The sequence below is a fragment of the Caballeronia temeraria genome, assembly GCF_001544795.2.
GTDB lineage: Bacteria > Pseudomonadota > Gammaproteobacteria > Burkholderiales > Burkholderiaceae > Caballeronia > Caballeronia temeraria.
The window spans coordinates 187,331-202,056 of sequence record NZ_FCOI02000002.1; the positions used below are offsets into that span (position 1 = coordinate 187,331).

Consider the following 14,726-nt stretch of genomic DNA (forward strand, 5'->3'; position numbering starts at 1 on the left):
GCCGCATTCGTCTCAAAAACTGAATCAATCCCCAAATATCGGACTCGCTGCGGCGGGTCCGATTTCTTTTCGTCTACACCGCTGAAATTGATGCGGCAAGTATTTTCGAAATTTCATCCATCAGAATGAGCTGATTCGAGTGTTGTGAAGTTCGCAACAATCGGTGATCTTTCACCCGCGTAACGCGGCTAACAGTCAGATTTTTTTCGACTTTTTCGCGCTTCCAGGCAACTTCTGCACAAAAGTGCCGGTCCTAGGATAATCCTGAATTGCTTTGCAGCAGAATTCGAGCCGTCTAGCGGCAGGAGTTGTCTTATGGATCATTTGCAGTCGATGAGAGTGTTCGTCCGCGTTGCGGATCTCGGCAGTTTTGCCCGGGCCGCCAGCGCGATGGACATCTCCAACGCGGTAGCTACGCGCCATGTGGCGGACCTGGAAGGCCGCCTCGGCACGCGCCTGCTCAACCGCACGACGCGCAGCCTCTCGCTCACCGAGTCCGGCCAGGTGTATCTGGAGCGGGCGCGGCAGATTCTCGACGAACTGGAAGACGTCGAACAAATGGTGGTGGCGCGCAATCACGAACCGCTCGGTTCGCTCAGGATCGTCGCGCCCGTCGTGTTTGGTCTGCATAATCTCGCGCCCGTGTTGCAGACGTATGCGCAGCGCTATCCGAAAGTCGTGCCGGACGTGACGCTGGTGGATCGTCAGGTCGATCTGGTCGAGGAAGGTTTCGATGTCGGCATCGTGATCGCACGGCAGGTGAAGAGCGCGAGCGTCGTCACGCGGCGCCTGACGACGGGTTGCATGACGGTCTGCGCGACGCCCGCATATCTCGAAACGCACGGCACGCCGACGCGGCCCGAGCATCTGCTCAAGCATCCGTGCCTGAGCCTGCCGTCCGAATACTGGGGCGACGAGCGCGTGTTCACCGGTCCGGAAGGCGAAGTGCGCGTGCGTCCGCAGAACGTGATCATCGCGAACAACACCGAAATGCTGCGGCAGTTCGCGCTGCTCGGCATGGGCATCGCGATTCTGCCGAGCTATCTGATCGGCAACGACACCACGCGCGGCCAGCTCGTGCGCCTGCTCGGCGATTACCAGTTGCCGCAGGTCGAGATCAACGTCGCGTATCCGAGCCGCCGACACTTGCCGGCGAAGGTGCGCACGTTCATCGATCACCTCGTCGAGCACTTCAGCCAGACGCCGAATCATCAGCTCGGCGAGCAATGGATTCGCGATGGCCGCGGCAGGCCGGTCGCGCATCCGCACTACGAGCACGCCGATGAAGCGGCGACGCCCGCGCCGCGCTCACGCCCGATCGATGGCGAACTCGCGCCAAAGCTGTCGAAACCGTCTCGCACGCGGGCGCGCGTGCCGGCAGCATCGCCGTTTTGAAAGGCTCGCGCCCGGCGCAAATAAAAACCCCCGCGAATGGCTTCGCGGGGGTTTTTTCTTCAGCGGGCGAAAAGGGCGATCAGCTCCCTTTTTTCGCCGCGGTTTTCTTCGCTGCGGCCTTTTTCGCAGGCGCTTTCTTCGCCGCGGTTTTCGCGGACGTGGTCTTGGCGGCTACGGCGATATCGCTGTCGCCGCTGTCCTCGCCGCCATCGGTCTGAGCTTCCGCCGCCGCGCCGCGCTTCGCCGCCGTCTTCGATGCAGGCTTGCCTTCCTTCTTCTCGAACTCGAAGCCGATCTTGCCGTCCGGCTGCTTCACGAGGAACGCCTTGAAGTTGCGCCCGGTACGCGACGACTTGAAGTTCGTCAGCAGATCGGTGCGGCCCGCGCCCAGCAGCTTTTCCATCTGCTCGCGTGTGATTTCCTGCTGGAGAATCACCTTGCCCGAGCGGAAGTCGCAGGTCTTCGGATTCGACACCGAGTTTTCGCACACGTAGCTCATGCCGTGCTCGAACACGCGCGACTGGCATTTCGGACAGGCGCCGACGGGCGTCTGCTCGGAGAAATCGGGCGGTTCGCCGTCTTCGCCGCCCGAGTCCTGACCGAAATCGAATTCGAGCTTGTAGTTCTTGATTTCGTCGTCGAGCGCGAGCTTGAGAATCGCCGAGAACGGACGGCCCATCTTGCTGCGGAAACCCGACAGCGGCCCAATGGTTTTCTCGCGCAGCAATTCCTCGACTTCGGGAATCTCGAACTGACGTCCGCCCGGAATCTTCGAAATCGAGAACTCGCACTTCGTGCACGCAAACCGGCGATAGTTTTCCTTCACCTGCGCGCCGCAATTCGGGCACGGCGTTTCGAGCGTCGCGTAATCGCCGGGGATCGTGTCGGAATCGTATTCCTTCGCCCGTTTGACGATGGTCTGCGTCATGCGCGCGATTTCCTGCATGAACGCATCGCGATGCAGGTTGCCGCGCTCCATCTGCGAAAGCTTGTGCTCCCACTGGCCGGTCAGTTCCGGCGCGGTGAGTTCCTCGACGCCCAGACCGCGCAGCAAGGTCATCAACTGGAACGCCTTCGCGGTCGGAATTAGCTCGCGGCCTTCGCGCACCATGTACTTCTCGCCGAGCAGACCTTCGATGATCGCCGCGCGCGTCGCCGGCGTGCCGAGACCCTTCGCGGCCATCGCGTCGCGCAGCTCTTCGTCTTCGACGAGCTTGCCCGCGCCTTCCATCGCCGAGAGAAGGGACGCTTCGTTGTAGCGCGCGGGCGGCTTGGTCACGAGACCATGCGCCTCGACCTTTTCGACATCGACCTTTTCGTTCTTCTGCACGGGCACGAGATTGCCTTCCTCGCCCGCGGCTTCGCGGCCGTAGACCTGCAGCCAGCCCGGCTCGACGAGCACCTTGCCTTCCGTCTTGAAGTGATGCCCGGAGACTTCGGTGATGCGCGTGGTCACGAGATACTCGGCCGCCGGGAAGAACACCGACAGGAAGCGCTTCACGACGAGGTCATACAGCTTCTGCTCGGGCTCGGACAGCGCTTTGGGCGCCTGCAGCGTCGGGATGATGGCGAAGTGATCGCTGATCTTCGAGTTGTCGAAGATGCGCTTGTTCGGCTTCACCCAGCCCTTGTCGAGCACCTGCTTCGCGTACGGCAGATAGTTGTTGCTCTCCTTGAGCATGGTCATCGTGTCTTTGACCGTGTTCAGGTAGTCCTCGGGCAGCGCGCGCGAATCGGTACGCGGGTAGGTCAGGACCTTGTGCTTTTCGTACAGCGCCTGAGCCAGGCCGAGCGTGTTCTTCGCCGAAAAACCGAAGCGGCTGTTGGCTTCGCGCTGCAGGCTCGTCAGGTCGAACAGCAGCGGCGACATTTGCGTCGACGGCTTCGATTCCTCGGTGACGGTGCCGGTCTTGCCGCGGCAGGCCGCGACCACCGTTTCCGCCGCCGCGAGACTCCACAGGCGCGAATCGCGCTGCTCAGGATCGTTTTCGACGCGCTTGAACTTCGGATCGAACCAGCGGCCCTCGTACAGGCCCTTCGCGGCGATGAACTCGGCGCGCACTTCCCAGTAGTCGCGCGGAACGAAGCGGCGGATTTTCTCTTCACGTTCGACGACGATCGACAACGTTGGCGTCTGAACGCGCCCGACGGTCGTCAGGAAGAAGCCGCCGCCCTTGCTGTTGAACGCGGTCATCGCACGCGTGCCGTTGATGCCGACGAGCCAGTCGGCTTCCGAGCGGCAGCGCGCGGCGTCCGCAAGCGGCTGCATGTCGGCGTCGCTGCGCAGGTTCGCGAAGCCTTCGCGGATCGCGGCAGGCGTCATCGACTGCAACCACAGGCGCTGGACCGGCTGCTTCGCCTTCGCGTGCTGCGCGATCAGACGGAAGATCAGCTCGCCCTCGCGCCCCGCGTCGCATGCGTTGATGAGGCGGTCGATATCCTTTCGCTTCAGGAGCTTCGTCAGCACCTTGAGGCGCGACTCGCTCTTGGCGATCGGATTCAGGTCGAAATGCGGCGGAATGACCGGCAGATTGGCGAAACTCCATTTGCCGCGCTTGACGTCGTACTCTTCGGGCGCCGCGATCTCGAGCAGATGGCCGACCGCGGACGAGAGCACGTAATCGTCGCTCTCGTAGTACTCGTCATGCTTGGTGAAGCCGCCCAGCGCACGCGCGATGTCGTTCGCGACGGAGGGCTTCTCAGCGATGATCAGGGCTTTGGACATGACTCAAAAGTTTGGTAACTGGCAGCGGCCCGGTTTGGACTGCTTTAACGACCGCTTTATAGCACACGCTTTGTGCGGCGGGCGTCGAAGCACGAATCGGGGCGTTTCGATAACAGGCTCGCGAAGGGCGTTGCGAGAGGCGCGAAACGTGTGTTTCGCGCGGGTCGCAATCAGGCCGCAGCGAGCGCCGGGCGCAATTTCGGCGCACCGACCATGCCCGGCAGCGCGGTCAGGTCGGTGAGCATCCGGTCGACGATGGACGCCTGCGGCAGCACCGTGCCGAAAAATCGCGTCGTGACCGAGTCCTCGATCAGGATGGTAGGAAAATTTTCGACGTCGAGGTCGTCGAAACGATCGGCGTGATTCTCGATATCGATCCACGCGAAGCAGACGTCCGGATGCGCGTCCGCGAGCTTGTCGAACCCTTCGCGATATTCGCGACAGGTTCCGCACCACTCCGCGCACAGGCAGGCGACGAACAGCGTGCCGGGCACGGCAATGCGCTCCGCGATGCGATCGGCATCGGTATCGAGATTCAACGCGGGCATGACGGGTGCGAAATCCTTTATGGGTAATGGCTGCGGGGACGGCTCATTTTTCGCGAATGTAGCACGACGCGGCCCTACGAGCGCTCGACCGCCGTGTAGCGGCCTCCACCGAGCGCAGCCACGCGGCCCGACAGTTCGAGTTGCAGCAACGCGCCCTGAAGTGCCGCACCGTCCAGATGGGTGCGCGTAGCGAGGATTTCAAGCGTCGCGGGCGCGTGGCCGAGCGCGCCGAGCACGCGTTCGGCGTCTTCGTTCATCGGCACATCCTGCAATTTCGCCGATGCCCACGATGCGCTGACCGGCCGCGGCCTGCCGCGTTTCGCCACCGCCGCGCGCGCGTTCGCCGGAGAAAAGCCGAACTCTTCGAGCACTTCTTCCGGCGTTTCGACCAGTTTCGCGCCCTGCTTGATCAGCCGATGACAACCCTGCGAAAGCGGCGCGTGAATGGACCCGGGCATCGCGAAGACATCGCGCCCCATTTCGTTGGCGAGCCGCGCGGTGATGAGCGAACCGGAGCGCATCGCGGCCTCGACGATCAGCACGCCGCCCGACAAGCCCGCGATCAGCCGGTTCCGCTGCGGAAAGTTGGCGGAACGCGCGGGCGTGCCGAGCGGCCATTCCGAGAGCATCGCGCCGTCGCGGGCGATTTCGTGGGCGAGCGTGTGATGCGCGCCCGGATACACGAGATCGGCGCCCGTGCCGATCACCGAAACTGTGCCCGTGGCGCCCTCCAGCGCGCCGCGATGCGCGGACGCGTCAATGCCGAGCGCAAGCCCTGAAACGACCGCGAGTCCGGCATCCGACAGCGCGCGGGCAAAGCGGCGCGCGTCCTCCAGACCTTGCGGCGTTGCATGCCGGCTGCCGACGATCGCGACTGCGCGCGCCTGCAGCAAATCGAGCCGGCCTTTCGCGTAGAGCAGCGGCGGCGGGTCGGGCATCGTGAGAAGCGCCTGCGGATAGGCGGTGTCGGCGAGCGTCAGAATGTGATTGCCCGGTTCGGACGCCCACGCCAGCGCCGCATCAATATAGTGGTCGAAGCCCACGCCTTCGATATCGCCCGGCGGCGCGAGCACGGCTTCGGCTGTACGCGCGTCGGCGGTGTCGGCGAGCGCCGCGAAGCTCTCAGACAACACCTCGCGCGGGCCGCCGAAAGCGCCGAGCAGCGTGCGCAGCGCGAGCGGCCGCAGCCCTTTCGCGTGCGCGAGCCGCAGCCAGGCGCGCAGTTCGTCGGGATCGAGTGTGGAGGCGGCTTCCTCGGTCGGCAGGTCGGCGGTCGTCATGTTAAGATTTTTGATCCGAATTTGAAAAAGAAAGGTCGCTCAGGCTTGGCCCGAAGCCCGCTGCGACGCCCATTGGCCGCTTGCCGGCGGCGTTGAATCCACTGGATTCACCCGCATATCTTCGGCATGCCGCCCCTTTACCCGCAACCTGGCCGAATGGCCGATTTACACGCGTCGCGGCGCGCGTAGACAATCCGAATCATGGCTCTGCTCAAGATACTCAACTACCCGGACAAGCGGCTCAACAAGGTGGCGAAGCCCGTCGCCGTGGTCGACGACCGCATCCGCAAGCTCGTCGCCGACATGGCCGAAACGATGTACGCCGCGCCCGGCGTCGGCCTCGCCGCGACGCAGGTGGACGTGCATGAGCGCGTGATCGTGATCGACGTGTCCGACGCGCACGACCAGCTGATGGTCTTCATCAACCCGGAACTGGTCTGGACGAGCGAGCAGAAGAAGGAATGGGAAGAGGGCTGTCTCTCGGTGCCGGGCATTTACGATTTCGTCGAGCGTCCCGACAAGGTGCGCGTGAAGGCGCTGAACGAGAAGGGCGAAACCTTCGAACTGGATTGCGACGGCCTGCTCGCCGTGTGCATCCAGCACGAAATGGATCATCTGGCCGGTCACGTTTTCGTGGAATATCTGTCGACGCTGAAGCAGACGCGTATTCGCGGCAAGATGAAAAAGCTGGAAAAGGCGCTGTAACCGATGACTCAATCGCTGCGCGTGGTTTTCGCCGGTACGCCGGAATTCGCTGCGGCCGCGCTCGCGGCCATTCACGCGGCCGGTTTTTCCGTGCCGCTCGTGCTGACGCAGCCCGACCGGCCCGCCGGACGCGGCATGAAGCTGACCGCAAGCCCGGTGAAGCGCTTCGCCGTCGAGCATGGTCTGACAGTGGCGCAGCCCACTTCGCTGCGGCGCGCCGGCAAGTATCCGCAGGAAGCGGCAGAGGCCATCGATCTATTGAAGGCCACGCCGCACGACGTGATGGTCGTCGCCGCTTACGGCCTGATCCTGCCGCAGGAAGTGCTGGATATTCCGCCGCGCGGCGCCATCAACATTCACGCGTCGCTGTTGCCGCGCTGGCGCGGCGCCGCGCCGATCCATCGCGCGATCGAAGCGGGCGACGCCGAAACCGGCATCACGCTGATGCAGATGGACGCCGGCCTCGACACCGGCGCGATGATCCGCGAAGCGCGCACGCCGATTCTCGTCGACGACACCACCGCTACGCTGCACGACCGGCTCGCGCAGATGGGCGCGGAACTGATCGTTGCGGGATTGCGCGATCTCGAACGCGACGGCGCATTGCCGTCCACACCGCAGCCGGACGAAGGCACGACCTACGCCGAAAAGATCGCGAAGCACGAAGCGGCGCTCGACTGGCGTCGTCCGGCGCAGGAACTCGCGCGCCAGATCCGCGCGTTTGATCCGTTCCCCGGCGCGTTCGGCACGCTGGATAACGCCGCGATCAAGATCTGGGCGGCGCAACCCGTCGATGGTTCGGGCGAGCCCGGCACAATCGCCGACGTTTCGTCGGACGGCATCGTCGTGATTTGCGGGAAAGGCGCGCTCAGGCTCACGCAACTGCAAAAACCGGGCGGCAAACGTCTGCCGGCACGGGAATTTCTCGCGGGCGCGCCGCTCGCGAAGGGCCAGCGTTTCACGCTGCAGTGAGGGACGCGAGACCAGACGCGGCGCTAAAATAAACGGCCGTCAACGCGTCCGTCTGTCTGGAGTCTCCGATGCTCGGCATTACCGGTTTCACCTTCTTTCTCATCGCCGTCTTTCTTCTCAACGTCACGCCGGGTCCCGATACGGCTTACATCGTCGGACGCAGTGTCGCGCAGGGGCGCGGGGCGGGCATCGTGTCGGCGTTGGGGATTTCCGCAGGATGCATCGTCCATACGCTCGCGTGCGCATTCGGGTTGACGGCGATTCTGGCGGCATCGGCGACGGCGTTCACCGTTATCAAGATCGCCGGCGCGATTTATCTGATTTATCTCGGCGTGCGCCTCATTTTCGCGAAGCACGACGACGCCGACGCCGCCCGCGCAAAGCAGGCGCAGGAAAAAACCGCACCGAAGCCGCTCGGCCAGCTTTTCGCGCAAGGCTTCGTCACGAACGTGCTGAACCCGAAGGTCGTGCTGTTCTTCGTGTCGTTCTTCCCGCAATTCGTCGCCGCCGACAGCCCGCACAAGACGCTCGCGGTTCTCACGCTCGGCATCGTTTTCATCGCGATGAGCACGGTCTGGAACAGCTTCGTCGCGTGGATCGCGGGCAGCGTCACCGAGCGTTTCGCGGGCAAATCGGGCGTGAAGAAGTGGCTGGATCGCGGCGTCGGCGGCGCGTTTGTCGGCTTGGGCATCAGGCTCGCGACGACGCATCGGTGAATCGCGTCAAATTGCGTCGGCGCGGATTGAATTATTGACGGATGTCCCTATCTAACATTTTGCTTACAATCGTCGTTCCGGTCATGTCGGCCGGGACCACCGCGCACTTCGCGCACCGCATTTAGGGAGAGGAGCTCCGGACATGTTCAACTGGGTCAAAACCGCGATGCTGATGGCTGCGATCACGGCCCTCTTTGTCGTGATTGGCGGCATGATCGGCGGATCGAAGGGCATGATGCTCGCGCTGATCGTCGCGCTCGGCATGAATTTCTTTTCGTACTGGTTCTCGGACAAGATGGTCTTGCGCATGTACAACGCGCAGGAAGTCGACGAGACCACCGCGCCGCAGTTTTATCGCATGGTGCGTGAGCTCGCCACGCGCGCTCAGTTGCCGATGCCGCGCGTCTATCTGATCAACGAAGACGCGCCGAACGCGTTCGCCACGGGCCGCAACCCGGAGCACGCGGCGGTCGCGGCGACCACGGGCATTTTGCGCGTGCTGTCGGAGCGTGAAATGCGCGGCGTGATGGCGCACGAACTGGCGCACGTGAAGCATCGCGACATCCTGATCTCGACGATCTCCGCGACGATGGCCGGCGCGATCTCGGCGCTCGCCAACTTCGCGATGTTCTTCGGCGGACGCGACGACGAAGGCCGCCCGTCGAATCCGATCGCGAGCATTCTGGTCGCGATCCTCGCGCCGATCGCGGGTGCGCTGATCCAGATGGCGATTTCGCGCGCGCGTGAGTTCGAAGCCGATCGCGGCGGCGCGGAAATCTCCGGCGATCCGCAAGCGCTCGCGAGCGCGCTCGAGAAGATCCACGCGTACGCGACCGGCGTGCCGTTCCCGGCGGCGGAAGCGCATCCGGCGACCGCGCAGATGATGATCATGAATCCGCTCTCGGGCGGCGGCATCGCGAATCTGTTCTCGACGCACCCCGCAACGGAAGAGCGCGTCGCGCGGCTGATGGAGATGGCGCGCACCGGCCGCGTCTAAGCCGGCAAGTTCGTGGCGAAGGCCGTTCCGGATGAAACCGGTACGGCCTTTTTCTTGCCCACCCGCCGCCCGCCGGGGCGCGCGATCCCCGCACGTTACAATCCCCGTTCACGCAAGCGCATCGCTCGCTGTCCGACCATTCCCGTTTCTTCATGACCGACAAGCCTTCCCGCCGTCCCGCCGCCGCGCATTTCCGCCTGAGCGCGCTGCACGTCGCGCCCGATTCGCTCGCGTTCGCGCTCGACGGCGCGGCGCAGGCCGTCGGCGCGGTGCGTGCGGGTTCGGCGCTGCCGGCGGCGTTGCAGACGGTCATCGGTTCGGGGAAGCAGGCGACGGCGCGCGGCGCGGTGCAGGACATCGCGTATCGCACGATGCGCCGTCTCGCACTCGCCGATGCCCTCCTGCACAAGCTCGTGAAAAAGGCGCCGCCGCCGCACGTGACGAACGTGCTCGTGTGCGCGTTCGCGCTGCTGACCGACGACGACGCGCACGCCGCTTACGCGCCCTTCACCGTCGTCGATCAGGCGGTGGGCGCGATCGCCGCGCGTCGCGAAATTGCGTTCGCGAAGGGCTTGGTGAACGCCGTGCTGCGCAACTTCCTGCGCGAGCGCGATACGCTCATCGGCGAGGCGCGCAAGGTTCCCGTCGCGCGCTGGAACTATCCGCAATGGTGGATCGATGCCGTGAAGCGCGGCCAGCCCGGCGCGTGGGAGCGCATTCTCGACGCGGGCAACGCGCAAGGTCCGCTCACCCTGCGCGTGAACGCGCGTCACGCGAGCGTCGACGACTATCTCGCGCGCCTCAAAGACGCGCATATCGATGCCGAAGCGGCCGGCCTGCACGCGGTGCGCCTGAAAACGCCGATGCCCGTCGATCGCATTCCGGGTTTCGACGAAGGCGTCGTCTCGGTGCAGGACGCCGGCGCGCAACTCGCCGCGCAACTGCTGAACGTGAAAGACGGCATGCGCGTGCTCGACGCCTGCGCCGCGCCGGGCGGCAAGACCGGCCACATTCTCGAACTGGCGAACGTCGAGCTGATCGCGCTCGAAAGCGACGCGGAACGCTCGGGCCGCATCGGACAGAATCTGCGGCGCCTGAAGCTCAACGCGCAGATCAAAATAGGCGACGCGGGCGATCCCGCCCGATGGTTCGACGGCGCGCCCTTCGACCGCATTCTCGCGGACGTGCCGTGCTCGGCGTCGGGCATCGTGCGGCGTCATCCGGATATCCGCTGGCTGCGGCGCGCGTCGGATATCGATGCGCTCGTCGCCGAGCAAAGGCGCATCGTGAGTGCGCTGTGGCCGCTCGTCGTGAAGGGCGGCGAACTGCTTTACGTGACATGTTCCATCTTTCCCGAGGAGGGCGAAGAGCAGGCCCGCTGGTTTGGAACCGCACATGAAGATGCGGTACGATTGGACGCGCCGGGGCAATTGTTGCCGACAGCGGCGCGCGCAAGCGCGGGCGCGGCGCAAGATTCACCGGACAGTACAAATCTCGCGAACCCGGACCGGGACGCGCAGACTTTCGCGGACCACGACGGATTCTTCTACGCGCGCTTTCAGAAACGGTGACGATCAAACGCTTTTTTCCGCTTCGGCTCGCGGCCGTCATCTGGACTGCGCTGACGCTCTGGCTGACGTTGGCGATCGCCGCTCCGGCGTATGCCGAGACGATCGCCGTGCAGCGCGCGTCGCTGCAAGCGGACAATGCCGGCTGGAGCCTCGACGCGCATTTCGACTTCGACCTGAACAACAGCCTCGAAGATGCCGTCAACCGCAGCGTGCCGCTCTATTTCACGATCGATTTCAATCTTTCACGGCCGCGCTGGTACTGGTTCGATGAAGAGCCGGTCAACGTGTCGCAGAGCATCCGCCTGTCCTATCAGCCGCTCACGAACGAATATCGCGTCTCGACGGGCGGCCTGCAGTTGCGTTTCGCATCGCTGAACGAAGCGCTCGCAGTCATCAGGCACGTGACCTCGTGGCATGTCATCGACCGGAACCAGGTGCATGGCGGAGAAACCTATACCGCATCGGTGCGCATGCAGCTCGACATCGCACTGATGCCCAAGCCGTTCCAGATCGACGCGGTGAACAATCGCGACTGGAACCTTTCCTCGGATTGGAAGCGTTTTACTTTTACGGCGGCAGAACGTGCGAAATAGATTTCGACGCGGCCGCACGGACATGAAGAGTTTCGTCGTCCGCCTGCTGGTCTCCACGGTTGCACTCACGGCGGTTCTGCTGCTTGTGATGCTCGCGCTCGCCAGCGCCAACACCGAGTTCTTCGACCGCTATTACGGCTGGCTCTACGCGGCGAACGTCGCGGTGGCGATCGTTTTCATGCTGATCGTCATCAGCCTGTTCATCATCATCGTGTCGAGGGTGAGGCAAGGGCGCTTCGGCACGCGGCTGCTCGCCAAGCTCGCGTTCATCTTCGCGCTCGTCGGCGTCGTGCCGGGCGCGATCATCTACGTGGTTTCGTATCAGTTTGTGTCGCGCAGCATCGAGTCGTGGTTCGACGTGAATGTCGAAACCGCGCTCACGTCCGGGCTGACGCTCGGGCGCGGCATGCTCGAAACCTCGCTCGCCGATTTCAAGAATCGCGGCCGGCAGATGAGCGATCAGCTCGCGAGCGCCGATCCGTCGAGTCTCACGCTGTCGCTCTTGCGCCTGCGCGATCAGTACGGCGTGCAGGACGCGGTCGTGTTCGAGCGCCAGCGCGATCAGTACAACCGCGAGGATCTGTCGGCGAATGGCAGCTCGCAGCGCGTGTCGGGCTTGCGCACGGTCGCGCAGGCGTCGGGCAATTACTACGCGCTTTTGCCGGCGAACGAGCCGACCAGCGCGATGCTGCGCGAGGCGCAGGACCATCCGTACGGCGCGATAGAAGGCGAAATCGATGGCGATCCGAAGTCGAACGGGCCGAAGGGCGCGCTGCGATTACGGGTGCTCACCAAAATCCCCGATCCGACGACGACCACGGAATTCCAGCACGTCGATCGTTACCTGCAGATCGAGCAGCCCGTGAGTCAGGAACTCGCGCGCAACGCCGACGCCGTGCAGCGCGCGTATCGCGAGTATCAGGAGAAGCGGCTCGGGCGCACGGGGTTGCGCAAGATGTATATCGGCACGCTGACGCTCGCGCTCTTTCTCGCGACCTTCATCGCGATGATGCTTGCGCTCGCGCTCGGCAATCAGCTCGCGCGGCCGCTGTTCCTGCTCGCGCAAGGCACGAAGGAAGTGGCCGAAGGCGACTACACGCCTAAACGGGAGATCAATTCGCGCGATGAACTCGGCTTTCTCACGCAGTCCTTCAACGCCATGACGCGCCAGCTTTCCGAGGCGCGCGCGGCGGTGGAGAACAACCGCATTGCGCTGGAGCACTCGAAGGCGTATCTGGAGAGCATTCTCGCGAACCTGACGGCGGGCGTGTTCGTGTTCGACCGGCAGTTCCGTCTGTCCACCGCGAATCGCGGCGCGGAGCGCATCTTTCGCCAGCCGTTCGCCGCGTTGCTCAATCAGCCGCTCGATCGGATCGATGTCCTCAGCGAGTTCGGCGCGATGGTCAAGAAGGCCTTCGCCGAACGCGATGCCGCCGCGGTCGGCAGCGATCATCCGGTTGGCGATCGCGGTCACTGGCAGCAGCAGGTTGCGGTCACGGTGCCGGGCGAAAGCGAGCCGCTCACGCTGCTCGTGCGCGGCACGCAGTTGCTGAGCGTGACCGAGAGCGACACCGACGACGCGGAAACGACCGGCTACGTCGTCGTGTTCGACGACATCTCGGACGTGATCTCCGCGCAGCGTTCGGTCGCGTGGGGCGAAGTCGCGCGGCGGCTCGCGCACGAGATCAAGAATCCGCTCACGCCTATTCAGCTTTCCGCCGAACGCCTGCAAATGAAGCTCGCCGATAAACTCGCGCCGCCGGATGCGGACGTGCTCAAGCGGGCATCGACGACCATCGTCAATCAGGTGCAGGCGATGAAGCAGATGGTCGACGACTTCCGCGAATACGCGCGCACGCCGCCCGCGGTGCTCGGCAATCTGCAACTGAACGATCTCGTCGCGGAAGTGCTGACGCTGTACGGCGTCGAAGACGGCAAGACGCCGATCAAGATCGACCTCGCGAAGCTGCCAGTAATACGCGGCGATGCGACGCAGATTCGCCAGGTCATCCACAACCTGTTGCAGAACGCGCAGGACGCAGTGGCGGAAGTCGCGGAGCCGCGCGTGCTGCTCGAAACGAGGACAGTAGAATATGGCGAACCCGATGCATCGGGTCATGCGCGTGTCGCGGTTCGCCTGACAGTGTCGGATAACGGTTCGGGCTTTCCGGCGCGTATCCTTTCGCGGGCTTTCGAGCCTTACGTCACGACGAAAGCGAAAGGCACGGGTCTGGGACTTGCGACCGTGAAGAAGATCGTCGACGAGCACGGCGCGCGCATCGACATCCGCAACCGCTCGAAGACCGCGGATGTGATCGAAGGCGCGCAGATATCGATTTTGTTTCTACAACTCGCGGACGAACCCGCGGCGCCCGGCGCGACGCCGCCGGGGTCCGGTGCGGCGGCGAATCAGGGAACGACAAAAGCAACAGTGCAGACAAGGGCAGCGTAAATGGCAACCATCCTGGTGGTAGACGATGAAATGGGGATCCGGGAACTGCTCTCCGAGATCCTGAGCGACGAAGGCCATGTTGTGGACGTGGCGGAGAACGCGCAGCACGCGCGCGACTACCGTCTACAGCAAACGCCCGATCTCGTTTTGCTCGACATCTGGATGCCCGATACCGACGGCGTGACCCTGCTCAAGGAATGGGCCGCGCAGGGCAAGCTCACGATGCCGGTCATCATGATGTCGGGGCACGCGACCATCGACACGGCTGTCGAGGCGACGAAGATCGGCGCGCTCAACTTCCTCGAAAAGCCGATCGCGCTGCAGAAGCTGTTGAAGGCCGTCGAGCAGGGACTCGCGCACGGCACGGCGGCGGCGCCCGCGGCAGCGGCGGCCAAGCCTGCGTCGAGCGTGAGCGCATCGGGCGTGCCGGTCGCGGCGGCGTTGCCGACGGCATCGGCGCTGAATACATCGGCCGATGCAGCGGCGAGCGGCGCGACGCAGGGTCAGACGGGGCAGACTGCATCCATCTCGTTCGATATCCCGTTGCGCGACGCACGCGATGCATTCGAGCGCGCGTACTTCGAGTATCACCTCGCGCGCGAGAACGGCAGCATGACGCGCGTCGCCGAAAAGACGGGACTGGAGCGCACGCATCTGTATCGCAAGCTGAAGCAACTGGGCGTCGATCTCGGGAAGAACAAGAGCGAGATCTGAGCCTGCCTTGAGCCTGCTCGCGAACATTTTTAAAAAATGCGCAAAGGGGCTTGAGGGG

At 64.1% G+C, this 14,726-nt stretch carries 12 protein-coding genes; 9 read left to right on the plus strand and 3 right to left on the minus strand.

From position 1 onward, the window contains the following. Positions 1-315: 315 nt before the first annotated feature. Complete coding sequence (gene gvmR / locus AWB76_RS03345) at positions 316-1,395, plus strand: transcriptional regulator GvmR (RefSeq protein WP_061158703.1); 1,080 nt, start codon at positions 316-318, stop codon at positions 1,393-1,395. A 79-nt stretch (positions 1,396-1,474) separates the two neighbouring features. On the opposite strand, the gene AWB76_RS03350 is transcribed toward gvmR, so the two are convergent. The 3 genes from AWB76_RS03350 to dprA all read right to left on the minus strand — a co-directional run bounded on the left by AWB76_RS03350 (position 1,475) and on the right by dprA (position 5,948). Next, positions 1,475-4,120: a DNA topoisomerase III gene (locus tag AWB76_RS03350; RefSeq protein WP_061158704.1), complete on the minus strand. Its 2,646-nt coding sequence runs from the start codon at positions 4,118-4,120 to the stop codon at positions 1,475-1,477. A gap of 170 nt (positions 4,121-4,290) precedes the next feature. After that, a complete protein-coding gene (locus tag AWB76_RS03355) occupies positions 4,291-4,668 on the minus strand; it encodes a thioredoxin family protein (protein WP_061158705.1) in 378 nt (125 codons plus the stop codon). Positions 4,669-4,742: 74 nt separating this feature from the next. Then, positions 4,743-5,948, minus strand: a complete 1,206-nt coding sequence (gene dprA, locus AWB76_RS03360; protein ID WP_061158706.1) for a DNA-processing protein DprA — start codon at positions 5,946-5,948, stop codon at positions 4,743-4,745. 201 nt (positions 5,949-6,149) lie between these two features. Here dprA and def point away from each other — a divergent pair, with 201 nt between their 5' ends. From def to esaR, 8 genes are all read left to right on the plus strand, one after another. Next, a complete protein-coding gene (def, locus tag AWB76_RS03365; protein WP_008352192.1) occupies positions 6,150-6,653 on the plus strand; it encodes a peptide deformylase in 504 nt (167 codons plus the stop codon). Between the two features lie 3 nt (positions 6,654-6,656). Beyond that, positions 6,657-7,625, plus strand: coding sequence for a methionyl-tRNA formyltransferase (gene fmt / locus AWB76_RS03370; protein ID WP_061158707.1), 969 nt, complete (start codon positions 6,657-6,659; stop codon positions 7,623-7,625). Between the two features lie 68 nt (positions 7,626-7,693). After that, positions 7,694-8,341, plus strand: coding sequence for a LysE family translocator (locus AWB76_RS03375; protein ID WP_061158708.1), 648 nt, complete (start codon positions 7,694-7,696; stop codon positions 8,339-8,341). A gap of 142 nt (positions 8,342-8,483) precedes the next feature. Continuing rightward, positions 8,484-9,338, plus strand: a complete 855-nt coding sequence (gene htpX, locus AWB76_RS03380; RefSeq protein ID WP_061158709.1) for a zinc metalloprotease HtpX — start codon at positions 8,484-8,486, stop codon at positions 9,336-9,338. Positions 9,339-9,490: 152 nt separating this feature from the next. Then, the gene (gene rsmB, locus AWB76_RS03385; RefSeq protein ID WP_061158710.1) at positions 9,491-10,909 is read left to right on the plus strand and encodes a 16S rRNA (cytosine(967)-C(5))-methyltransferase RsmB; all 1,419 of its coding nucleotides are present in this window, start codon (positions 9,491-9,493) and stop codon (positions 10,907-10,909) included. Continuing rightward, on the plus strand, positions 10,906-11,502 hold the full coding sequence (locus AWB76_RS03390; protein WP_061158711.1) for a DUF4390 domain-containing protein: 597 nt from the start codon (positions 10,906-10,908) through the stop codon (positions 11,500-11,502). The genes rsmB and AWB76_RS03390 overlap by 4 nt, the downstream gene beginning before the upstream one ends. Positions 11,503-11,524: 22 nt before the next feature. Further along, positions 11,525-13,954, plus strand: coding sequence for a sensor histidine kinase (locus AWB76_RS03395; RefSeq protein ID WP_061158712.1), 2,430 nt, complete (start codon positions 11,525-11,527; stop codon positions 13,952-13,954). Continuing rightward, the gene (esaR, locus tag AWB76_RS03400) at positions 13,955-14,668 is read left to right on the plus strand and encodes a response regulator transcription factor EsaR (RefSeq protein ID WP_061158713.1); all 714 of its coding nucleotides are present in this window, start codon (positions 13,955-13,957) and stop codon (positions 14,666-14,668) included. The last annotated feature ends 58 nt before the right edge of the window (positions 14,669-14,726 follow it).

Bases quoted from the DNA above. Each gene is read 5' to 3' on its own strand.
- gvmR (WP_061158703.1), top strand. From the start codon at position 316: ATGGATCATTTGCAGTCGATGAGAGTGTTCGTCCGCGTTGCGGATCTC.
- AWB76_RS03350 (WP_061158704.1), bottom strand. From the start codon at position 4,120: ATGTCCAAAGCCCTGATCATCGCTGAGAAGCCCTCCGTCGCGAACGAC.
- AWB76_RS03355 (WP_061158705.1), bottom strand. From the start codon at position 4,668: ATGCCCGCGTTGAATCTCGATACCGATGCCGATCGCATCGCGGAGCGC.
- dprA (WP_061158706.1), bottom strand. From the start codon at position 5,948: ATGACGACCGCCGACCTGCCGACCGAGGAAGCCGCCTCCACACTCGAT.
- def (WP_008352192.1), top strand. From the start codon at position 6,150: ATGGCTCTGCTCAAGATACTCAACTACCCGGACAAGCGGCTCAACAAG.
- fmt (WP_061158707.1), top strand. From the start codon at position 6,657: ATGACTCAATCGCTGCGCGTGGTTTTCGCCGGTACGCCGGAATTCGCT.
- AWB76_RS03375 (WP_061158708.1), top strand. From the start codon at position 7,694: ATGCTCGGCATTACCGGTTTCACCTTCTTTCTCATCGCCGTCTTTCTT.
- htpX (WP_061158709.1), top strand. From the start codon at position 8,484: ATGTTCAACTGGGTCAAAACCGCGATGCTGATGGCTGCGATCACGGCC.
- rsmB (WP_061158710.1), top strand. From the start codon at position 9,491: ATGACCGACAAGCCTTCCCGCCGTCCCGCCGCCGCGCATTTCCGCCTG.
- AWB76_RS03395 (WP_061158712.1), top strand. From the start codon at position 11,525: ATGAAGAGTTTCGTCGTCCGCCTGCTGGTCTCCACGGTTGCACTCACG.
- esaR (WP_061158713.1), top strand. From the start codon at position 13,955: ATGGCAACCATCCTGGTGGTAGACGATGAAATGGGGATCCGGGAACTG.